The 21,607-nt window shown below is 59.5% G+C and carries 17 protein-coding genes and 3 pseudogenes; 7 read left to right on the top strand and 13 right to left on the bottom strand.

All coding sequences use genetic code 11. From position 1 onward, the window contains the following. Positions 1-9 precede the first annotated feature (9 nt). On the bottom strand, positions 10-606 hold the full coding sequence (locus ACYZTY_RS17305; RefSeq protein WP_415760612.1) for a hypothetical protein: 597 nt from the start codon (positions 604-606) through the stop codon (positions 10-12). A 584-nt stretch (positions 607-1,190) separates the two neighbouring features. Between ACYZTY_RS17305 and ACYZTY_RS17300 the strand changes: the two genes are divergently transcribed. Both ACYZTY_RS17300 and ACYZTY_RS17295 read left to right on the top strand, forming a co-directional pair. Then, positions 1,191-2,093 carry a universal stress protein gene (locus ACYZTY_RS17300; RefSeq protein ID WP_461954735.1) on the top strand — a complete coding sequence of 301 codons (903 nt, stop codon included), beginning with the start codon at positions 1,191-1,193 and terminating at the stop codon, positions 2,091-2,093. 597 nt (positions 2,094-2,690) lie between these two features. After that, on the top strand, positions 2,691-3,050 hold the full coding sequence (locus ACYZTY_RS17295; RefSeq protein ID WP_461954734.1) for a DUF6124 family protein: 360 nt from the start codon (positions 2,691-2,693) through the stop codon (positions 3,048-3,050). A 349-nt stretch (positions 3,051-3,399) separates the two neighbouring features. Here the strand turns inward: ACYZTY_RS17295 and ACYZTY_RS17290 are convergent, their stop codons facing one another. The 5 genes and pseudogenes from ACYZTY_RS17290 to ACYZTY_RS17270 form a co-directional block, all read right to left on the bottom strand. Then, positions 3,400-4,965 carry an amino acid permease gene (locus tag ACYZTY_RS17290; RefSeq protein WP_461954733.1) on the bottom strand — a complete coding sequence of 522 codons (1,566 nt, stop codon included), beginning with the start codon at positions 4,963-4,965 and terminating at the stop codon, positions 3,400-3,402. A 126-nt stretch (positions 4,966-5,091) separates the two neighbouring features. Continuing rightward, entirely contained in the window at positions 5,092-6,252 is a 1,161-nt protein-coding gene (locus ACYZTY_RS17285; protein ID WP_461954732.1) for an iron-containing alcohol dehydrogenase, read from the bottom strand. A 3-nt stretch (positions 6,253-6,255) separates the two neighbouring features. Beyond that, complete coding sequence (locus ACYZTY_RS17280; RefSeq protein WP_461954731.1) at positions 6,256-7,647, bottom strand: aldehyde dehydrogenase family protein; 1,392 nt, start codon at positions 7,645-7,647, stop codon at positions 6,256-6,258. A gap of 10 nt (positions 7,648-7,657) precedes the next feature. Next, entirely contained in the window at positions 7,658-9,031 is a 1,374-nt protein-coding gene (locus ACYZTY_RS17275; protein ID WP_461954730.1) for a glutamine synthetase family protein, read from the bottom strand. Positions 9,032-9,150: 119 nt separating this feature from the next. Next, positions 9,151-9,357: pseudogene (locus ACYZTY_RS17270) on the bottom strand (hypothetical protein); the annotation flags it as partial. 13 nt (positions 9,358-9,370) lie between these two features. Here ACYZTY_RS17270 and ACYZTY_RS17265 point away from each other — a divergent pair. From ACYZTY_RS17265 to ACYZTY_RS17255, 3 genes and pseudogenes are all read left to right on the top strand, one after another. Beyond that, positions 9,371-9,718 (top strand): annotated as a pseudogene (locus ACYZTY_RS17265) (cytosine permease); the annotation flags it as partial. 160 nt (positions 9,719-9,878) lie between these two features. Beyond that, the gene (locus tag ACYZTY_RS17260; RefSeq protein WP_461954729.1) at positions 9,879-10,532 is read left to right on the top strand and encodes a peroxiredoxin; all 654 of its coding nucleotides are present in this window, start codon (positions 9,879-9,881) and stop codon (positions 10,530-10,532) included. Positions 10,533-10,552: 20 nt separating this feature from the next. Then, on the top strand, positions 10,553-11,011 hold the full coding sequence (locus tag ACYZTY_RS17255) for a GNAT family N-acetyltransferase (RefSeq protein ID WP_461954728.1): 459 nt from the start codon (positions 10,553-10,555) through the stop codon (positions 11,009-11,011). A gap of 218 nt (positions 11,012-11,229) precedes the next feature. On the opposite strand, the gene ACYZTY_RS17250 is transcribed toward ACYZTY_RS17255, so the two are convergent. Further along, positions 11,230-12,690 (bottom strand): M15 family metallopeptidase, encoded by a 1,461-nt coding sequence (locus ACYZTY_RS17250; protein WP_461954727.1) that lies wholly within the window; start codon positions 12,688-12,690, stop codon positions 11,230-11,232. A 184-nt stretch (positions 12,691-12,874) separates the two neighbouring features. Beyond that, a pseudogene (locus ACYZTY_RS17245) lies at positions 12,875-13,318 on the bottom strand (FAD-dependent oxidoreductase); the annotation flags it as partial. 149 nt (positions 13,319-13,467) lie between these two features. Between ACYZTY_RS17245 and ACYZTY_RS17240 the strand changes: the two are divergent. Beyond that, the gene (locus ACYZTY_RS17240) at positions 13,468-13,803 is read left to right on the top strand and encodes a hypothetical protein (RefSeq protein ID WP_461954726.1); all 336 of its coding nucleotides are present in this window, start codon (positions 13,468-13,470) and stop codon (positions 13,801-13,803) included. 206 nt (positions 13,804-14,009) lie between these two features. Here ACYZTY_RS17240 and ACYZTY_RS17235 read toward each other — a convergent pair whose 3' ends face one another. The 4 genes from ACYZTY_RS17235 to glcD are packed head-to-tail and all read right to left on the bottom strand — an operon-like array spanning position 14,010 to position 18,216. Then, positions 14,010-14,411 carry a heme-binding protein gene (locus tag ACYZTY_RS17235; protein ID WP_461954725.1) on the bottom strand — a complete coding sequence of 134 codons (402 nt, stop codon included), beginning with the start codon at positions 14,409-14,411 and terminating at the stop codon, positions 14,010-14,012. Continuing rightward, positions 14,408-15,649 (bottom strand): glycolate oxidase subunit GlcF, encoded by a 1,242-nt coding sequence (glcF, locus tag ACYZTY_RS17230; protein ID WP_461954724.1) that lies wholly within the window; start codon positions 15,647-15,649, stop codon positions 14,408-14,410. Before glcF ends, ACYZTY_RS17235 begins: the two co-directional genes overlap by 4 nt. Before the next feature lie 3 nt (positions 15,650-15,652). Next, a complete protein-coding gene (glcE, locus tag ACYZTY_RS17225) occupies positions 15,653-16,717 on the bottom strand; it encodes a glycolate oxidase subunit GlcE (RefSeq protein ID WP_461954723.1) in 1,065 nt (354 codons plus the stop codon). Then, the gene (gene glcD, locus ACYZTY_RS17220) at positions 16,717-18,216 is read right to left on the bottom strand and encodes a glycolate oxidase subunit GlcD (protein WP_461954722.1); all 1,500 of its coding nucleotides are present in this window, start codon (positions 18,214-18,216) and stop codon (positions 16,717-16,719) included. The genes glcE and glcD overlap by 1 nt, the downstream gene beginning before the upstream one ends. A 234-nt stretch (positions 18,217-18,450) precedes the next feature. Between glcD and glcC the strand changes: the two genes are divergently transcribed. After that, positions 18,451-19,218: a transcriptional regulator GlcC gene (gene glcC / locus ACYZTY_RS17215; RefSeq protein ID WP_461954721.1), complete on the top strand. Its 768-nt coding sequence runs from the start codon at positions 18,451-18,453 to the stop codon at positions 19,216-19,218. 48 nt (positions 19,219-19,266) lie between these two features. On the opposite strand, the gene ACYZTY_RS17210 is transcribed toward glcC, so the two are convergent. Further along, a complete protein-coding gene (locus ACYZTY_RS17210; RefSeq protein ID WP_461954720.1) occupies positions 19,267-21,027 on the bottom strand; it encodes a caspase family protein in 1,761 nt (586 codons plus the stop codon). Positions 21,028-21,607: the final 580 nt, after the last annotated feature.

Raw genomic sequence — 21,607 nt, 5'->3', positions numbered from 1 at the left:
GAGTACCGATTAATGCTTGCATGGGTTGAATGCCTCCAACTCCCCACGGGGAAGAGGTACTCCGATGTCCCATGGGGCATAGTTGTTCGGCAAGGGGACATTGGAAGACCAGTTTCCGGTTGCACGAACAAACAAGCCGTCTTGTACGGTAAGCAACGGTATGTGTTGGGACTGTAAATACCGAACTACTTGCGCCCTTTTTTTCACGTCCATTGCTCCTACAGTTTCGCCTAGGCTCAACGCGTAAAAATGCTCCGCCTCGAATAGGTGCACAGGCATCGTGTCCTGCTCCCCCCTCCAGATGTAACCGCATTGCACCTTGGGCGCGCGAAGTTCGCCAGCTTGCCGGTAGTGCTTATTGTCGAATATTACCAAACGTAAACCACTACGCTCCGAGACAAGCAGCCCTTTTGTCGGTTCAGCTGGTTTCGTAACCCCATAGGGCACAGACATCCAGTTTGCCGGCACAACAAGTTCCGGCACTCCATCAAGTGCAAGGTCGCTCACCAGTTGAGAGGTAGCCTCTGGAGTTCCATAGGGCGCCTGGTACGCACATCCAGCAATCAGCGAGGTGGCAAAGGCCAGAGCAAACAAATCCTTCTTCATACGACCCTTCCTGAAAAGGCTCGTATTCAACACCAATTTCCCGTCTATCACCACTCGCCTATTTTGCAGAACGCGGCAGCCACATCCGCATAAATGTCTCTAGTCAGAAGCCGCAATCGTTGGATTCAGGTTAGTCGTCACATGCAGAAATTGGCCGTTAGCTACCTTGCGCGAAAGGCAGCTATGGGTCGTTTTTAGCCGGTCGCGACAGGCAGAAAAACGGCCAAAAACCGGTCATTCTCAGAAGTCGAAAGTCATTGGAGGGCCGACCATCATCTTGTTCTTGCCAATAGCATTTGACGCCTCAATGTGCCGGTTCAGTAGGTCGTCGACAGACTAAAGCAGTCCTGAATCTCCAGAAAATCGTCTTCGGGGATTGGCTTGCATAGGGCTGACATGTGCGCATCCAGGGTGATGGGGTGGATAGGTGTGCAGGTCGACTCGCTACGCGCGCGTTTACCGAATGCAGGCGTATATTGGTATTGTCGATCAGGGAAATCGAGGCGGTAGAAAGTCGCCAATAGTGTGGCGTAAGAGAGTGCCGGCGCAAACTAACGGATAACCCAGAATGCTGGAGGTGCGACATGAGCCAATATGAACGCCTATTTCTGATTGTCGGTCCAGCCATGCGTCACACGCCAGCGTTAGAGCGGGCAGTCGCACTTGCCAAAGCCACTGGTGCAGTGCTGCATATCGCGGTGTTTATCGAAGATGTCGGCATTTTGGGGCTGATGAGCGGGAATAAGCAATTTCGCGAGATCTGTCAGCAAGAGAACCAGAAATGGCTGCAAGATGAAGCCCAACTGATACGCGGCAATGGCATTACGGTGACCACCGAGGTTGCATTGGCTCGGAACGTACTGCAAGAAATCCTTCAGCATGTGACAAACTTGCAACCGGACCTGGTTATCAAAGACGTACACCACGAATCAGCGCTCAAACGCGTATTCGTCACGCCTCTGGATTGGCACCTGATACGCGATTGTCCGGTTGCTGTTCATTTGGTCAGCGAAGTCAGGTGTCCACTTCCACGGGTGGTGGTGGCAGCAGTGGATTTGTCGCATCCAGAGCACCAGATCACTGATATCAACGATCACATCATCCTGGCTGCGCAACGGATGGCAATCCAGTGCAATGCCGAGCTGCACCTACTGCACGCCTTCGATCCATCGCAAACACACATCTCTGACGCCGGCGCCGGTGCCGTGACGATGCCAGGCTTCAGCAACGAAGTACGTCGGTCACTGCATAAGTCCTTCATTACGTTAGCTGACAGCTACCACGTACCCTCTGAGCGACAGCACTTCATTGAAGGGTCGCCAACCAAGGTGATGTCCGACTTCGCAGCTCATAGCCGAGCCGATGTGCTCATAATGGGAGATATGCATCGAAAAGGGCTGCACAAGCTAATTGGCAGTACTACAGAGCACGTGCTGTATAAGGTGCCCTGCAATGTTTTGGTTATAAAGGGGCAAGTAGATCAGTAGGAACAGTCTTCAGGTTTGCACTTTGATGCGGGCAGCAACTGACTATCACGGCCTTGTTTTACGGAGAATGTTGACGAGGTGAACACGGCTGGCCGTCTGCTTTTGGCCAATAGCCGACTGATTCAAGACACCATGTTGCTGCCACATTTGTGACAGTCAGCCTTACAAATACGGCAGTGGCTTCCTGAATTTTTTCTGAGCTTTCACCGCCTGTAGGAAGCGTGCGTCAGCTTATTCAACAACTCTTGAGGGCGCGCGTTTAAACGCCCTCAAGGTTACGTCCTGAAAGCTACAAAACCTTGCGCCGTTGCCTACGACTGCACCAGAATCCGCCGGCTTGTGCGCTTTTGGGTCGGTCGGTAACTTGATTCCCGTCACTGCCCTTCAGTGATCGGGTTTAGCAGCCCGGGGTTACAAGCAAGCTGCACGAGCTCTTGTCAGTCAGGCATTCCCACGCCTGCACTTGATGGTGGTTGTGCGCAGGGCGCCTTCGGGCGCGCCGGCTTTGCTAGCTTCCCCGGTCTGCTAACCTGCGTACAGCTGCCTCCCTCTCGTTTAGCAGCAAGAAGGTTGGCACTCAATTTGAGAAGCGAGCTTATGTTCAAAATTACGCCCAACCCACCCGACACCGATCCAGTTTCCCCCTACGAACCCGATTCAAAAAAACTCCACGAAGCCGCCGAACGCGCCCTCGACTTCCACTTCCCATCAAACGCCGATATCAAAGCCACCCCGCGTACATCCAGCAAGCTGTTTTCCGTGGACCCGGAAGCCACTGCCGAAACCCTGGCGGTTTTTTTGGTCGAGACGCTGGCGTCGGTGGATGTGATGGTCCATCAGTTGGTGGATCATTTGGAGGGGGAGTCGCGTTATGCCTTGTTGGGCATTTCGAACAGCATCATGGTGGCGGAGATTACGGCGAACCGGGTGTTGGATAAGGTTGAGCCGGCTAAGTAGTTGCTGTTGTGTGGAGAGGGGGTTTGCTTTCACTTAGCGGCGATGTGGCCCTGACAGATGGGCCTGCTGCGCAGGCCAGCGGGAGCAAGCTCCCTCGCCACAGGTTGTTCATCGTTCTATCTATGTTCATAAAAACGGGGCGCTCAGCGTTAATGCCAAGCGGTTAATGCTGAACGCGATCTGTAGCAGCTGGCGGAGCCTGCGTTCGGCTGCGTAGCAGTCGTGAAATCAGGCGATGCGGTGTTTCAGGAAGACCGCATGCTTAGGGTTTACGACTGCTTCGCAGCCGAACGCAGGCTTCGCCAGCTGCTACAAAGGACCGCGTTACGGCAGAAATTGCTCGGTGGTATTAGCCTCCGGCGCGTTTGTTTAGCGCCTCTTCAGCCGCAGCAATTTCAGCCTGGCGTTTGACGATCAAATCCCCCATCGGCGGCCCCTGAAAACGGCGGGCTTCAAAGCCGAACCAGACGATGGCCGTCAGCACCAGAAAGCCGATGGTGATGTACAGCGCCCAATCGTTCGGTGGCTGGATGCCGATGATGAAGATGATCACCATCGAGAGGATCGAGAGCAGGGCGAACACGGTGTACCAGAAGCGCCCTATGTTCCACGGTCCCATGGTCGGCCACTTTGATGTCCCGTAGGCAAACAGGCCGAGGATGATGGGGATGACGAAGGAGAAGAACAGGAAGATCACCGTGCAGGACACCACGATGGTATAGACCGGCGTTTCACCGATCGAGATCACCGACGATCCCCAGACGAACAACACCGCGAGGGTGGCGCCGGTCCAGATCGCGGCCACCGGGCTGCGCAGGGTTGGCGAAACCGAGGCAAGTGCTTTGGAGAAGGGCAGGCCGCCGTCGCGGGAGAAGGCGAAGATCATGCGTGAGACCGAGGTCACGGTCGCCAGTCCGCAGAGGAACTGCGAGATGAAAATGGCCACGTACAGCGCCGTTTTTACCGTCGGGTTCACTTGCGTGTCCATTGCCCAGAAAAACACGCTCCAGCCATGCTTCGCGGCTTCGTCCATGCTCGGCAGCATCAGCACAAAGGAGCTGAGCATGACCCAGCCGAACAGCAACGACCAGACCACCGACATGACCATGCCGCGTGGCACGGACATCGCGGCATTGCGGGTCTCTTCCGAGGTGTGCGCGGAGGCGTCATAGCCGGTGATGGTGTAGATCGGCAAGAGCAGGCCGAGCATGAAGATCCAGCCGTTCGAGACTTGTGGCCAGACGCTGCCGCCCGCTTCGCCGGAGTAGTTGCCGAAGGTCCATAGCCGGGCGAATTCATAACTGGGTGCAGAGATCAGGCAGACGATGGTCAGCGCCAGTGCCGTGGCGAAGATCAGGTACCCCGAGAAGTCGGTGAGCTTCGCGGTGAGGCCAATGCCCAGGTGGTTACACAAGGCCTGGATACCGGTCAGAATCGCGAGGAAAATCATCCGTGTCGTGATGGTGTCTTCCATGCCCAGTCCCGGTCCGAAGGCGCCGAAAAAGAAGTAGTAAGTGCCGACGTTGATCGCGCCCAGCACGGTCACCAGCCCCAACAGGTTGAACCACGCCGTCAGCCAGCCGGTGAAGCGGTTACCGAGAATCGAGCCCCAGTGATAGAGGCCGCCAGCGGTGGGGTAGGCTGAGGAGATCTGCGCCATGGCCATGGCAAAGACCCCGGAGATCAGGCACCCGATTGGCCAGCCGATGCCGATGGCCGCACCGCCCGCGCCCGAGGTGCCTTGGGCGAGTGAGTTGATGCCACCCGAGAGGATGCAGATGATCGAAAAGGAAATGGCAAAGTTGGAGAAAACGCCCATGCGTCGCGAGAGCTGCTGGGCGTAGCCCATGCTGTGCAGTACCTTGACGTCATCGTCTTGCGGCGCGCTCGTGCCGGGCTGACTTGCTGGATTCATGTTGTGTGCCCCTTCAGGTTTTGATACGCATCCACCCGGGTCCCGGATGGCCTGGCCTTCAACCCCTTGTCGTACTGCTCCTTTTCCAACCGATACAACCTGTCCATGCACGGACAGGCAACTGCTCTAAAGACGGCCGTGATACGCCGCGTCGAAAATCTGTGCCGCGCCGGCCCGCGTCAATGGCAGCGGGTTGCCGCCGGCAGACGGGTCGACAATCGCCATGTCCGCGATCAGCTCGGCCTGGCGATCATCCACGCCCAGCTCAACCAGCGTGTGCGGCACGCCGATGTCCTTGCGCAGTTTGAGGATGAAGGCCAGAAAACTGTCGAAACCCGGCGAGGGCAGGCGTAAATAAGCCGCCAGGCGCGTGATGCGTTCTTCGATGGCTGGGCGATTGAACTGCAAAACGTAGGGCATGAAGGTGGCGTTGGTCATGCCGTGATGTGTGTCGTACAGCGCGCCGACCGGATGCGAAAGGGCGTGCATCCCGCCCAGGCCTTTCTGGAAGGCGGTAGCGCCCATCGCGGCGGCCGCGAGCATTTGCGCGCGGGCGTCCAGGTCGGACGGGGTGTGGACGGCCCGCACCAGGGCGCTGGCCACCAGGCGTATGCCTTCCACCGAGATGCCATCGGCCAGTGGGTGAAAACCGGGCGCGCAGTAGGCTTCCAGGCAATGCGCCAACGCGTCCATGCCCGTGCCAGCGGTGATTTTTGCCGGCATGCCGACGGTCAGGGCCGGGTCGCTGATGACCACGCGCGGCATCATTTTTGGGTGGAAGATGATGCGTTTGGTGTGGGTACGCTCGTCGATGATCACCGCTGCGCGGCCCACTTCAGAACCGGTGCCTGCGGTCGTCGGCACCGCGATGACCGGGGCGATCTGGCTTTCGTCGGCGCGTGTCCAGTAGTCGCCGATGTCCTCGAAATCCCATACGGGTCGGGTCTGGCCGCTCATGAAGGCGATGAGTTTGCCCATGTCCAGGCCGCTGCCACCGCCGAAGGCGACCACGCCATCGTGCTTGCCGGCGCGCCAGGCATCGAGCCCGCCGGCCAAATTGGCTTCGACCGGATTGGGCTTGAGGTCGCAAAACAGCGCGACGCCAAGGCCGGCGGCGCGCAAGGCGTCAACCGCTGCCGTGGTGATCGGGGCGCGGGCCAGGCCGCTGTCGGTGACCAGCAACGGTCGCTGGATACCCTGGCTGCGACAAACCTCGGCCAGCTCGCTGATGCGGCCGACACCGAAGCGAATGCTTGTGGGGTAGTTCCAGTTCCCGGTCAGGCTCATGGCTCAGATCTCGTGGCGCAAATGGAAGGATTTTGCTCGGGTCAGATTCTCGTAACCCAGGCGCGACAGCGTCACGCCGCGCCCGCTGTTTTTCACGCCGGTCCAGGCCAGGGCCGGGTCCAGGTAATCGCAGCGGTTCATGAACACGGTGCCGGTGTCGATCTCGTTGCCGAGGCGTTCGGCGGCGGCGAGGTCCTGGGTCCAGAGGGAGGCGCTGAGTCCGAACTCGCTGTCGTTCATCAGGGCGATGGCTTCGTCGTCGCCGGCCACCGGCATGATGCCGACCACCGGGCCGAAGCTTTCCTCGCGCATCACCGACATCTGATGGGTGACGTCGATCAGCACCTGCGGCGCGAGGTAGGCGCTGCCCGGTGCGTCGAGGGGAAAGGCCTTCGGATCGATCAGCGCCTTTGCGCCCTTGGACAGCGCATCGGCGATCTGTCCGCGCACGAACTCAGCGGCGCCCGGGTTCACCAGCGGACCGAGCGTGGTGGCTTCATCCAGCGGATTGCCCAGCACGTATTGATTCGTGAGTGCGACGAATCGCTCGACAAACGCCGGGTAGATTTTTGCATCGACATAGATCCGTTCGATGGCGCAGCAGCTTTGCCCGGAGTTGAAGAAGCTGCCGTCCACCAGGTTTTCCACTGCATGTTCGAGATTGGCGTCTGCGCGGACGTAGGCCGGGTCCTTACCGCCGAGTTCCAGGCCCAGGCCGAGGAAGCGGCCCGTGGCGGCGTTTTCCATGGCCTTGCCGGCGTCAACCGAACCGGTGAAGTTCACCTGGTGCACGCGGCCGGAGGCAATGATCTCGCCGGTCTGGCGATGATCGAGCAGCAGGTTCTGGAACAGTCCTTCGGGCAGATTGGCGCGGCGCATGGCCTCGGCAAACCGTTCACCCACCAGCAGCGTTTGCGAAGCGTGTTTGAGGATGACGCTGTTGCCGGCCATCAGCGCCGGAATGATCGTATTCACTGCCGTCAGATAGGGGTAATTCCACGGCGCGACGACCAGCACCGTACCGAGCGGTTCACGTTTGATGTGCCGTCGAAAACCGGCGACAGGCGTCGGTTCAACCGCTGCCAGCGCTTCAGGCGCAAGGGCGATCATATGCCGGGCGCGCTCTTCGAAACCTCGCAGTTCGCCCGCGCCAAAGCGCACCGGGCGGCCCATTTGCCAGGCCAGTTCCGGGACAATCTCGTCCTTCATGGCCAGCATCGCATCCACCGCCGCGCTGCAAAAAGCGGCGCGTTCGCTCAGTGGTCGGCGTTTCCATTTCGCCTGGGCCGTTGCGGCAGCCGCCAGCGCCTGCTCGATCTGCGAGGCATCGGCACAGCGACGTTCGGCGTAAATCCGGCCGTCGACCGGTGAGATGAGTTGAATCGTTGCAGTCATGATGGCGGTCTCAATAGCGCTCGAAACCGCGCTGCAATTCCCAGTCGGTGATGCGTCGGTCGTACTCTTTCTGCTCCCATTCGGCGGTGTGCACGTAGTGGTCGATCACTTCATCACCGAACGCTTCGCGCAACATCGTTGAACTCTGGAGTGCGGCGCTGGCTTCGCGCAAGGTCTTCGACACTTCCGGCAAGTGCTCGTCTACGTAAGCATCGCCTTCAAAGGGTGGCACGAGGTTGAGCTTCTCGTCGATACCGGCCAGCCCCGCAGCGATCAAGGCAGCGAAGGCCAGATAAGGGTTGAGGTCGGCGCCGCCGATGCGACATTCGATACGGATGGATTTGCTGCCTTCTGCGCACAGACGAAAGCCTGCGGTGCGATTGTCCCGGCTCCAGACCGCCCGTGTCGGCGCAAACGTACCGGCCTGAAAACGCTTGTAGGAATTGATATAGGGCGCGAGAAAGCAGGTGATGTCGTTGGCGTATTTAAGCTGCCCAGCCACCCAGGCGCGCATCAGTTTCGACATGCCGAACTCGGCCTTGGCGTCGAAGAACAGCGGCTTCTTGGCGTTCTTGTCCCACAGCGAATTGTGGATATGGCTGCTGGAACCGGCGGCGTCATACCGCCACTTGGCCATGAACGTGATCGCCTTGCCCTGCAACTGCGCGATCTCTTTGCAGGCGTGCTTGATGATGACGTGGTGGTCGGCCATGGTCAGCGCATCGGCGTAACGAATGTTGATCTCTTCCTGGCCCGGGCCCCATTCACCCTTGGAGTTTTCCACGGGAATGCCGGACGCTTGCAGATGCTTGCGAATCGCCCGCAGCACCGGCTCCTCGCGGGTGGTCTGGAGGATGTTGTAATCCTCGATGTAGTGGCCGGCGGTCTTCGGCTTGTGGTAGTTGCGCTCGTGGATCGCCTCGTAGCTTTCGTCGAACAGATAGAACTCGAGTTCCGAGGCGAACATGCCGGTGTAGCCGCGTTCACGCAGTCGCTCGATCTGCTTTTTCAGGATCGCCCGCGGGCTGTGCGGCAGGTCGCGCCGATGGTGATGATCGAGCACGTCACACAGCACCAGCGCCGTGCACTCGAGCCAAGGCACTCGCCGTAACGTCGACATGTCGGGCTTGAGGACAAAGTCGCCATAGCCCTTGCTCCAACTGGCAGCGGCGTAACCCGGCACGGGTTCCATGTCGATGTCGTCGGCCAACAGGTAATTGCAGCAGTGGGTTTCTTCATGTCCGCTGTCGATGAAAAACTCGACCTGGAATCGTTTGCCGACGAGTCGGCCTTGCATGTCGACCATGCACACCAGAACGGTATCGATCTCGCCGGAGGCGGCAGCACGCTTGAGTTGGTCAAAACTGAGGAGAGGCTCGGTCATCACGTAGTCCTGCGTGAAATGGTTGGGCCGGTCTGAAATAGCTGTTGCAGACGCTCTCCAGAAAACCCCAAAACCTGCAGACGCGAGCATCGTGTGCAATAAGCTGCTCTTAGCTTAGCTTAAGGCCGATAAACGCAAGTTTCGGTGATCGAAACTTGATTCACTGCGCACCAGAGTTGACGGTACGCACCCACCAGTTGATCGAGAGTGAACGCGAGATTGCGCCCACTCGGATTGGGCAATACCCAGACTTGGGCATTGCCGAAGGTTTTAGATTGAAGCCCCCAGGCAATCTCTCGCTGGCCGGATAGCGCGCCATACGCCGATCAACCACAGCCGTTCAAGTACTTCATCCTGTTTCTGCTGACCTTTTGCACGCCGTGGAGCGCGATCAACCTGGTGGTTTACTACTTCATCAACAAAGAGCGCTATGACATTGCGGCGTTGTCGGACCCGGCGGGTCGGTATGGTCGCTGGAACGTGCGCGGGATCAGCGTGTATGTCGTGGGTGTGTTGATCCAGCTGCCTTTCGTCGACACGCATTTCTACTCCGGACCGATGGTCGCGCAGCTCGGCGGTGTCGATATTTCCTGGATCGTCGGGCTGGTGGTGCCGGGCATTCTTTACTATCTGCTGGCGAGGACATCAGCGCTGGCGGTGTTGCCTGAGCAGCCTTCAAAGGCCTGAATCAAGGACTTACAAAGTGAATACGCCGGTCACCGGCATGTCTTGAAGTGTCTCCTATACTGATCCGCGTTGACCGGTTCAACACAGATCCCGAATGCCGTTGGAACAGCCACATTCGTTCTGAGGGCTTCCCTACGGACTCACAGTCAGGAGAACGATCATGACCATCCGCATTGGCGACGAAGCGCCGGACTTTACCGTCGAAAGCACCGAAGGCACGCTGCATTTCCATGAGTGGATCGGCGACAAGTGGGCGATCCTGTTCTCGCACCCCAAGGACTTCACCCCGGTGTGCACCACTGAACTCGGTTATATGGCAGGGCTCAAGCCGGAGTTCGACAAACGCAACACCAAGGTCGTCGGACTCAGTGTCGACCCCGTCAGCAATCATGCGAGCTGGGCCAAAGACATCGAAGAAACCCAGGGGCATGCGGTCAATTACCCCATGATCGGCGACGAGAACCTGGTGGTGGCCAAGCTCTACGACATGATCCATCCGAATGCCAGCGGCGGCGCACGCACTGCCGTGGACAACGCCACGGTGCGGTCCGTGTTCATCATCGGACCGGACAAAAAGGTCAAGGCGATGCTCATCTACCCAATGAGTGCCGGACGCAACTTTGATGAAGTGCTGCGCTTGCTCGATGCGCTGCAATTGAACGCCAAGCACACCGTTGCCACGCCGGTTAACTGGCGTCCGGGCGAGGACGTGATCATTCCGACTTCGGTGTCCGACGAGGACGCGAAGAAGAAATACCCGGATGGTTATAAAACGGTGAAACCTTATTTGCGCACGGTGGCGCAGCCGAAGTAGCCCATACGGAGACCCCAGGCATGGCCGTCCAAGTCTTGCGCGTCGACGCAACGCACATCGAAAAAATCGCCAGCCTCTTCGACGATTATCGAGGCTTCTACGGCCAGCCCTCGAACCTGCAGCAGTCCCGGGATTTCATCGCCGAACGTATCGATCGGAATGAATCCGTGATCTTTTTCGCCTCTGACCTGTCCGGTGATGCGTTGGGGTTCGTCCAGTTGTACCCGACATTTTCCTCCATCGACGCCCACCGCACCTGGCTCCTCAGTGACTTGTTCACCGCCCCCGAGGCCCGGGGGCAGGGCGTGGGGAGGTTACTGATGAACGCTGCCCGAGACTTTGCGCTGTCGACCGGCGCCAAAGGCATGGTGCTGGAAACCGCCACGGATAATTTCACGGCGCAGCGGTTGTATGAATCATTGGGTTACGTGCGCGACCCAGGTTATTACACCTACTGCCTCGATTTGAAGCACGGCTGACCAAAGCCCGCCGAACCCCATTATCAGCAACACCAACGTTCCTGCAGCAGCGCGAGGCTGCGTTCGGCGACGCAGTCGCCGTAAAACCTGCGCATGCGGTCATCCTGATGCACCGCGCGTCCTGATTTCACGACGACTGCGTCGCCGAACGCAGCCTCGCGCTGCTCGGCAGTTGCTACAGGGGCTCCGTGGTTACCCAGCTGGAACGTAGTGGTCCATCAACGCTGCGGCAACTTCCAGCGTCCACGCAATTGCTCATATTGCGCCTCAGGCATCTGCACCAGCATCGGAGACTCACGAGGATCCAGCCACTCAAACAACCGCGAAATATCCCCCTGATCCATCGCCGTGCACCCCAACGTAGGCGATTCAGGCCCCCGCCAGATATGGAAAAAAATGCACGAACCTGAACCCGCAGACGCCGGCGTGTTGTGCTCGATGAAGATGCCTTTGCGATAAAGGTCCTCGCTGCGCATATGCTCAGAACTGTTCCAGTCCTTGGCCATCGTCGCCCCGTCGACCAGCTCGTTGTAACGTTCGGATTTGCTGTCATCCACGCACTCGGTGGTTGATGTCAGTGAGAGATAAGGCAGTTTTGTATCGGCTGTCGTGTCGTAACCAAACGCAGTACCAAGTTTGAAGACACCGGCGGGCGCTTTTCCATCACCTTCACGTTTGGTCGGACCTTCACCGGGCTCAACATTACCCAAACCCTTACCCCACGCCATCCCGTTCTTGCCAACCACCACGGCAAACCCATCGCCGATTTTTCGAAAACTACCCCCGTCTCGTTCATAGCGCTGGGCAATGCCCTGAATGTCATCCCAGTTTTTTGAAGTGACCACAATCAGCTGGTGACTGTTGTCCAGCACTTCACTGGCACTCAGCGGCGTAATGGGAAAATCCATCACGTTCTTCGGCGCTCCCTCGCCACCAAAAGTGAAGTGCCACCACTCTTTCGAGTACCCGGCAAATCCCTCTTTTTCCATCGCGCTGCTGAGTCGCTGGCGGTTTTCTTTGGCGGTCGCGTTGATCGTCGGGTTTGCGGTATGCGCGCGCTCATCGAAGCAATCGAACCCGGTGCCCATGTCGAGGGCGCCGTCGTGCCAGCGCTGGGCATAAGGCGCTGTGCAATCGACTTGCGCGGCCGAGGGTGTCCAGGTGTCGGCGGGCAGTGCTTTGGGACCGGTCAGCGTCAGGTCCACGGTTGAACCTCTGGAGTGATTCGACACCCGCGCCACATACCCCAGCCGCCAGAAGTCCTGTTTGTCCACGCGCGGATAGAACTCGGCCTTGCGCGGGTCTCCCGGCTCAGTCGCGAAGCGGCCCATATCAGCCACAGCCCGGCTGGGTCGATAGCAGTCGAACACCTTCAAGCCGTAGCCTTGTGCTTGAAGTGCCTGTTGCACTCGGGCGAGGGCCTTGGCGGTGTCCAGCGACAGCAGACACTCGGAAGCGGCGTAACCGTCGAGTGAGTGTCCGGTGAAGTTGTGGGCGCTGGCGTAGCGAATGTCTTGCTCGATGGTCGGATCAATCGTGCGCAGGTAGACCATGTGTTCTGGCCTTGGCTCGGCACTGGCCATGCCCGGAACGATGAGGCTCAGCAACAGCAGTGACCGCAGCCACGGGCGGGCGAGCAGGCGGGAAAATTGAACCGGGAATGGTAGCGAGGAGGGCATACGAACCTTCAGTTTTAAGCGCATGAAGTTTTTGTCGATTCCGGAGAACACTTCAAACGGATCTTAAACCATGACCGCCAGTGTCTGGCTGATTCTAGTCGGGGAACAAACATTACGAGCGAAAACAAAGGCGCCCGCGATGCTGTCGCGGGCGCCACGTTCAGGCCAGGTCTCAGGCCAGGTCTCAGGCCACCGGAATCATCGGGTCAGCCGCTGCCAGGGCGGTGGCCCGATCAGCGGCCAGCGGGTAGATCCAACTGGGTATTGATCTGCGTCTTGAGCTCCTTGGCCTCGTCCTTGACCAGTTTGCGTCGACGTGCAAGCGCCCCTGGGGATCGCGATCGCTGGTCAACTGTTCGGTCAACGGGCTGGCGCGGAAACCGACGGTCCAGATCACCGTTTGGGCCTCGATGTGGCGGCCATCGGCGAGGGTCACGCCGTTGGCGTCCACCGCCGCGACACTGGCATTGACCACCCACTCGACGCCCAGGTGTTCGGACGCCTCGATGATGGATGGACGAATCCCGTCACCCATCGTCGCGCCGATCTGCGGTGCACGGTCGATGATGATCACGCGCACGTCCACGACGGCGCTGAGAATCGGCTGCATCGTGCTGATTCTGGCCGGCGTGATCGGACTCAGGCTGGTCTCGGGAAAGTTGAGGCTGGTGGCGGGCGGCATCCGATAAATCCATAAGGTGCAAAAGAGGCATTTTGCTGGCCCCGAAGCTTCAAAGTTGTCGCCAAAATCACTTCACTTTCAGGTGGTTAGGCGGAATGCAATTGCGAAGTGTATTTGTCACGATGATCTCGTTCGCCCTGGCGAGTCTTGCAGTCGCTGCCCAGGCCAGGGACTTGGCATCCAATGATCGGTATATGTGCAGCTGGGGGGCGGGGACGGCGGCGAGGGCCCAGGAACTCAAGCTGGCCGGGGTCTCTCTGTATGCCGCTCGTCAGAAGTTACAGGCTTACAAATTCAGCAAGGCGTGGATGCGCATGATGGCGATGGGCATCACCGAGCAGACCTACGACAGCAAGTCGCGGTTCAAACCGGCGGATGTGCGTGAGAGTTTTTATGAGGAGTGCGTGCGGTACAAGTTGGCGCGTAAGTGAAAACCTGATGCCAGTCAGTTAACGATTTCTGCGACGACACATTTTCTGTAGCAGCTGGCGAAGCCTGCGTTCGGCTGCGCAGCAGTCGTAAAACCTGAATTTGCGGTCTACCTGAAACACCGCATCGTCTGATTTCACGACTGCTGCGCAGCCGAACGCAGGCTTCGCCAGCTGCTACAGGACCGCATTGCAGCGATGTGTGATCTTCACTTCAGGCACTGCGCTCCAGCCTTGGCCACTTGCGCATCCTGTTCGGCTTTAACGCCGGACACACCCACCGCGCCGATCACCTGCCCATCGACAATAATCGGCACGCCACCTTCAAGGGAGGTCAGCAACGGCGCTGACAAAAACGCGTGGCGGCCACCGTTGACCATCTCTTCATAACCTTTCGACTCACGCCGACCCAAGGCAGAGGTGCGGGCCTTTTCGGTGGCGATGTACGCACCGATAGGCGCGCACCCGTCGAGGCGCTCCAAGGCCAGGGGATGGCCGCCGTCATCGACAACCACGATGGTCACGGCCCATTGATTGTTCTGTGCTTCGCTGCGTGCGGCGCTGAGAATCTGGCTGACTTCGGTCTGGCTCAGTACGGCTTTGCTTTTCATGGGAATACTCCAGGGCTCGATGGGGGCAACGCGGCTTCGACCAGTTCGATCCAGTGGCGCACCGGGGTTCGGCCCGCACCGTCGAGGTGTGACTGACAGCCGATATTCGCCGTGACAATGACGTCGGGATGACCGCTTTCCAGCGCATTGAGTTTGTTGTCGCGCAGTTGTCGGGACAGCTCGGGTTGGGTCAGCGAATAGGTGCCGGCCGAGCCGCAACACAGGTGACTGTCAGGAACGAACGTGAGGTTGAAACCCAGTTTCGTCAGCAGCGTTTCAACCGCACCGCCGAGTTTTTGCGCGTGCTGCAAGGTGCAGGGGCAATGGAACGCCAGGCGCTGATCGCTGTGGATGCCGAGCTTTTCCAGCGGCTCGTCGCGCAGCACTTCAACCAGATCCCTGGCCAGCGCACTGACCTTTTTCGCCTTCTCGGCATACGCCGGGTCGGTGCTGAGCAGGTGGTCGTAGTCTTTGATAAAGGCACCGCAACCGCTGGCGGTTTGCACAATGGCCTCGGCACCTTGTTCGATGCTCGGCCACCACGCATCGATGTTGTGGCGGGCGCGATCAAGGCCCGCCTCCTGTGCGTCCAGGTGATAATCGACGGCGCCGCAGCAGCCGGCCTCGCGAGTCGGTGTGACGCTGATCCCCAGTCGATCGAGGACGCGCGCGGTGGCCGCATTGGTGTTCGGCGACAGACTCCGCTGCACGCAACCTTCGAGCATCAGCACCTGCCGCGCATGGCGGGTGGTCGGGCGTTGCCTGGCCGGATACACGTGGCGCGGCAACTTGGCTCGCAGCGTATTGGGCAGCAACGCACGGAACACCTGACCGCTGCTGACCAGTGCTTTGAACAGTCCCGGATTGGGCACGACGCTGCGCAAGCCTTCGCGCAACAAGCGCTGCTCAAGTGAACGCGGCACGGCCGCATCGACCACGGCGCGGCCGATGTCGAGCAAGTTGTGGTAGTCGACGCCCGAAGGGCAGGTGGTTTCGCAATTACGACAAGACAGGCAGCGGTCCAGATGCTGCTGGGTCTTCTGGGTGACCTCGTTACCTTCCAGCACCTGCTTGATCAGGTAGATGCGCCCACGCGGCCCGTCCAGTTCATCGCCGAGCAGTTGATAGGTCGGGCAGGTGGCATTGCAAAAACCGCAGTGCACGCATGTGCGCAGGATGCTTTCGGCTTCTTCGGCGCGGGGCAGTTGGCGGGCTTGTTCGCTCAAGGTGGTCTGCATGGGTCAAAGCTCCGCGTACAGGCGACCGGGGTTGAAGATGCCCCGTGGATCGAGTTGGTTCTTCAAGTTGCGGTGGTAGCGCATCAGTGCCGGGGGTAACGGTTGGAACGGGCTGTCGATCAGGCCGTGGCTGTAGCAGGTCACATGCCCGCCGACCTCATCGACGACCTTGCGAATGAACGCTGCTTCGGCGTCGGATTTGAGCCAGCGCTGGGCACCGCCCCAGTCGATCATTTGCAGGCCGGGCAGGGAAAGCCGGGGCGTGTTGTGCGGGACGGACAAGCGCCAAAGCGGCTGGTCTTCATCAAAGAAACTCAAGCGATGCTCGTTGAGATCCGCCCAATACGAAGCGTTCAGCAACTCGCCACCCAAGCGCTCATGCGCCGCCTTCACCGAGCCTTCGCCACCCTCAAGCCGCAGGTGCAGGCGCTGACCGTCGTGACATGCGGCGCTGATCGGCAGCGGTTGCTGCCCCCATTCCGCGAGGCGTAGCAAGGCGCGATCGCTGTCCATTTCCAGGCTGATGCTTAGAGCTTGCCGAGGTTTGGGCAGGACTTTGAGCGAGACTTCGGTGATCACCCCCAGCGAGCCGTAACTGCCGGCCATCAGGCGCGAAAGGTCGTAGCCGGCGACGTTTTTCATGACTTCGCCACCGAAGCGCAAATGCTTGCCGTGTCCGGTGATGACCCGTGTCCCGAGGACGAAGTCCCTGACCGATCCTGACCAGGGGCGCCGTGGTCCCGACAATCCGCTGGCGATCATCCCGCCCACCGTGGCGCCGTCACCGAAGGAGGGCGGTTCGCACGGCAGCATCTGCTGCGCGGCGTCCAGCACTTCGGCCAGTTCTGACAACGGCGTGCCACAGCGAGCGGTAATCACCAGTTCGGTCGGGTCATAGCTGACAATGCCGCGATGGCTGCGCGTATCGAGCACTTCACCCGCCACGATGCGCCCCAGAAACGCCTTGCTGTTGGAACCCTGGATGCGCAGCGGCGTTGCGTTTTGCAGCGCCTGGTTGACCTGCTCCAGCAGTGCGCCGCTGTCATCGATATCGTGTTCGCTGCGCATCAGAAACGCTCCAGGTCCGGGAAGGGCAACTGACCCATGTGAACGTGCATCGCGCCGAACTCGGCGCAGCGGTGCAAGGTGGGAATGTTCTTTCCGGGATTGAGCAGGCCGCCCGGATCGAACGCGGCTTTGACGGCATGAAACAGCGTCAGCTCATCACTGTTGAACTGCGCGCACATCTGATTGATTTTCTCGCGGCCGACCCCGTGTTCACCGGTGATGCTGCCGCCGACTTTTACGCACAATTCGAGGATCTTGCCGCCGAGGGCTTCGGCGCGATCGAGTTCGCCGGGTTGGTTGGCATCGAACAGAATCAGCGGATGCATGTTGCCATCGCCGGCGTGGAAAACGTTGGCCACGCGCAGGTCGTACTCGGCCGACAGCGCGGCAATCGCTTGCAGCACGCCGGGCAGTTCGCGGCGCGGGATCGTCCCGTCCATGCAGTAATAATCCGGCGAGAGGCGGCCCACCGCCGGGAACGCATTCTTGCGCCCGGCCCAGAAGCGCACGCGTTCGGCCTCATCGCGGGCCTGGCGCACTTCGGTGGCGCCGGCCTGTTCCAGCACCTGGCGCACGCGGTCGCAGTCATCGTGAACGTCGGCTTCAACGCCATCGAGTTCGCACAGCAGAATGGCTTCGGCGTCGACCGGATACCCCGCGTGGATAAAGTCTTCGGCGGCGCGAATGGCCAGGTTGTCCATCATCTCCAGGCCACCGGGAATGATCCCGGCGGCAATAATGTCGCCCACCGCGCGCCCCGCTTTTTCCACGGAATCGAACGCCGCCAGCAGCACCTTGGCGGTCTGAGGTTTGGGCAGCAGTTTGACCGTGACTTCGGTGATGACTCCAAGCATGCCTTCGGAGCCGGTGAACAACGCCAGCAGATCAAACCCGGGCGAGTCGAGCGCCTCGGAACCCAGGGTCAGGTGTTCGCCATCGACGGTGAGGATGTCGACCTTGAGCAGGTTGTGCACCGTCAGACCGTATTTCAGGCAATGCACGCCGCCGGCGTTTTCGGCCACGTTGCCACCGATGGAACAGGCAATCTGCGAGGAGGGGTCCGGCGCGTAGTACAAGCCGAACGGCGCGGCGGCCTGGGAAATCGCCAGATTGCGCACACCCGGCTGCACCCGCGCCGTGCGCGCGGCGGGGTCGATGTGCAGGATGTTGTTGAAGCGCGCCATCACCAGCAGCACGCCTTTCTCCAGCGGCAATGCACCGCCGGACAAACCGGTGCCGGCGCCGCGAGCGACCACCGGGACGTGAAACTCGTGGCAGAGTTTAAGCACGCCCTGGACTTCGTCGATATGACGCGGCAGCACCACCAGCATCGGCGTGGTGCGGTAAGCGGACAGTCCGTCGCATTCGTACGGTTTGAGTTCTTCCTGCTGATGCAGGACTTCCAGGTCTGGCAGGCGAGCGTGCAGTGCCTGGAGCAGGGCCGCTCTGTCGACATCAGGCAGAACGCCGTCGACGCGTTCGTCGTAGAGGATGTTCATAGGCGGTTGACGACCCTCAGTTGTTTTTATTAGAGGTCTGTTTCCGGTGACAGCTAACTTGCATCATTGGCCTGACACGTCCTACTGTCTATGCGTTGTTTGACTGGTCGAACCAGTTCTTCCGGGGCTATTTATTTGTTTCTGGAAAAAACGACCGCTTAAACATGCAGTTAGGGTTGTATTCGAGCGTATAGGGTGTTGCCGGCTAGGCTGGTCATACCAGTCGGAGGTTCGATGGACAGTGCGCAAATGACCCGTAATCCACAAGTTGCAGACGTGGTGTGTGAACGCATAGAACGGCTGATCGTGGACGGCGTACTCAAGACCGGGCAGCTATTGCCTTCGGAACGGCGCCTGACCGAAAAACTCGGCGTATCCCGCACAGCGCTTCGCGAGGGCCTGAAGTTGTTGCGCGCCCGGGGGATTATCAAGACGGAGCAGGGCAAGGGATCGTTTGTCGCGGATCTGTCGGGCCACGGTGCCGCATCGCCGCTGATGCACCTGTTCAGCTCACAGCCGCGCACGCTTTACGACTTGTTCGAGGTCCGCAGCCTGCTCGAGGGCGAGTCCGCTCGCCTGGCTGCACTGCGCGGGACCGAAGCGGATTTTGTCCTCATCACCCGAAGCTATGAAGCGTTGCTCGATGCCCACACACGGTCGATGGAAGCGAGCGAACACGCCCGGCTCGATCATGCGTTTCATCTGGCGATCTGCGAGGCCTCGCACAACCCGGTGCTGGTGCAAACCTTGCGCTCGCTGACAGACTTGCTGCTCAACACTGTGTTTGCCTCGGTCAACAACCTCTACCACCGCGCCCCACAAAAACGTCAGATCGACCGCCAGCACGCCCGGCTCTACAACGCCGTCACCGGCCGCATGCCGGAGCAGGCGCGCAAGGCAGCCATCGCGCACATCCAGAGCATCTGCGAGAACCTCAGGGAAATCGAAAGCGAAGAGCAGCGCCTTGTCCGTGCGACGTTGCGACTGGAAGGGTGGGCGTGAAGGCTACCGACCCTTCGCTGCTCCTCTATATCGCCAGAGGCTGGCCACTCAGGGAACGACTTTGCCGAGCAATTTCGCCGGCCCGACGATCGCCGGTTTCTGGTCATAACCCAGCTCGGCCAGGAGCCTGCCCGTTGCGCGAACCAGGGCATTGAACGTCGGACGCTGTTTGGATGAGCGCAGCGTCTGGGCGAGCGCGTAGGTGAACGCTCCGTACGAGATCACGCCGTGACGGTATTCATACGACAGCTGGGATTCGCCGCAGGCGTACATGAGGATCGGCAGAAACGGCCCATCGTGCTTATACGCGGCGCGTCGTTTGTTGTAGAGCTTGTCGTCGTAACCGCGCACCGCGATGGCCTGGCCGACCCGACGGATACCCTCGCGATTGCTCACGGTGTTGGCTGCTTCAGCCTTTTGCGAACTTTTGCGCGCCCGTTTCACCCAGTCACGCTCGACCCACATCTGCAGCTGAGGCTCCCAGCGCAAGGCGCGATGACGGATGTCATCCGGCGGCGTCAGCCCGCGAGCGCGCCGTGCGCCCTCACGCGTCATGCCGCCGGAATGGCAGCAATCGAAGATCGTGATGAACTGCGTGTCGTACGGAAGCTGGATGTAGAGGTCGCGAAAGTCGTTGTCGACGATGGCGCGTGCAGGCGTCCAGTCGAAGTCCCACGGGCACAGGCATTCGTCGATGCGGTCGGCTTCGCCCGCGGCATTGGTATTGGGAATCTGCGCACCGTGCCCGGAATAGAAGAGCACCCGACGATCACCGGCCTGGGCGTCGTCGAGCAGCCAATGCAGGCGATCTCGAATGCCGGCAGCGGTAGCGCGGTCATCGAGGACGACGCGGATATCGTCCGGCGAAAATTTCGACTCTTGCAGCAGTGAGCTCATCAGGAAAACATCATTGACGCAGCCTTCGAGCCGATCCTCGATATTGGGGTAGTTGTTGATACCGATCAGCAATGCCTTGTCTCGCGAGCGGCGCACCGTGCCTGCCTTGGGGACAGCAATGCCCAGCGACTTGTCGACGGCGGCGAGCCGTTTGTCGAAGCCCTTGGTCAGGCCTGCCTGCAACAGCGGCCCCCAGACATTGGCCGCGGTTTCCGCGTGGCCGAGGTAGAACGTCGCGTCATGATTGAGCGCATCGCCCGGTTTGTCGAACGGCGTCATGACCTGGGTGAAGTTGGTGTCGCGCAGGTACAGAGGGGCGGTAAAAACGTGATCGTGTTCGTTGTAGAGGTGGTACCACTTGTGCGCACTCGCGATGCCTTCGATGCGCCCGCCGAACGTCTCGCGAACGGCGGGGTTGGCAATCTGCGAGCCGAAGGTGATCAACACCCGCTTGCTCATGAGTGAGGGGTCTCTACGGAACGTGTCGTAGGCGACCAGCGTCCCCAGGCTGTGCGCGCAGACGATGTCCGGTTGCGAGTCGCTGATGTGGCGGGTGAGGTCTTTGCGCAGCGTAGTTCGTAGTGCCTCGTCCGCGGTCCACTGGGCAACCATGCCGGCCGTCCAGCGCAGGCGGTCGGGAAACTGTCCGATGCCGCGATTGCGCCGGAACAGATCGCCAACCGAATGGATCACCGAGCTGGTCAGCAGGCGCAGGGTTGCCTCGGCAATTTGCGGCGCACCCAGGCCACTGGAAGCAAAGCGCGCATCAAACTCAAAGTAATCCAGTTCGACGACGGCATTCGGTGCCACACGCAGCACTGCGTTGGTAATCGACCTTTGCCAGGATTGCTCGAAGCTCTCGTCCGCCTCTTCGTGGCCAATCCCATGGATGCACAGAATTTTGATCTTCATTTCCATTTCCCTACAGTAATGTCGAACTGGCTGACGTTACATTCAAAGCAGTCGAACATGGAGTAATGGTTGCTGGAGGTGCCGGGGAAACTTACAGTTAGCGGGATGTAGTTTCTGTGTGTTGAGCATATTAGATGGTCAGAATTCGTCCGGGCTTTTTTATGATTTGTTGGAATTAAGTGTTCGTTTTTAATCGAGGCTTGGTGGCGGGTTAAGAGTGTCGACATTTGTGGTCCGGTGCCAGGATGCCGGAGCTTAGGATTAATCAGGGGTGGAAAGGGCAGATAATTATTTGTGCCTGTAAAACGCTTTTAGGCAAATGGGTTGCGCCGTTTTAAGAGTGGGTGCTTGCAAGTGTCTTATTTGCGTTACAACTGCGTGCTGGTTGTTTTTTTTGTTTCGAATGTAAATCCAACTATTTCCCGCCGATTTTTATCTTCTGGATAACTGTTTTTGCGATCAGCCTGAAGCGACGAAACCAACGTTTCGCAGGCGCGAGTGCATGGCGATTTCACCGCTGAAAGCGGCACGACTGTCGTAAAAACGACCTGTTTACGCTGAACGCGAACCCTGGTCATTT

It is taken from the genome of Pseudomonas sp. LB1P83, assembly GCF_054897885.1.
This window is presented reverse-complemented; position numbering and strand designations above follow the sequence as displayed.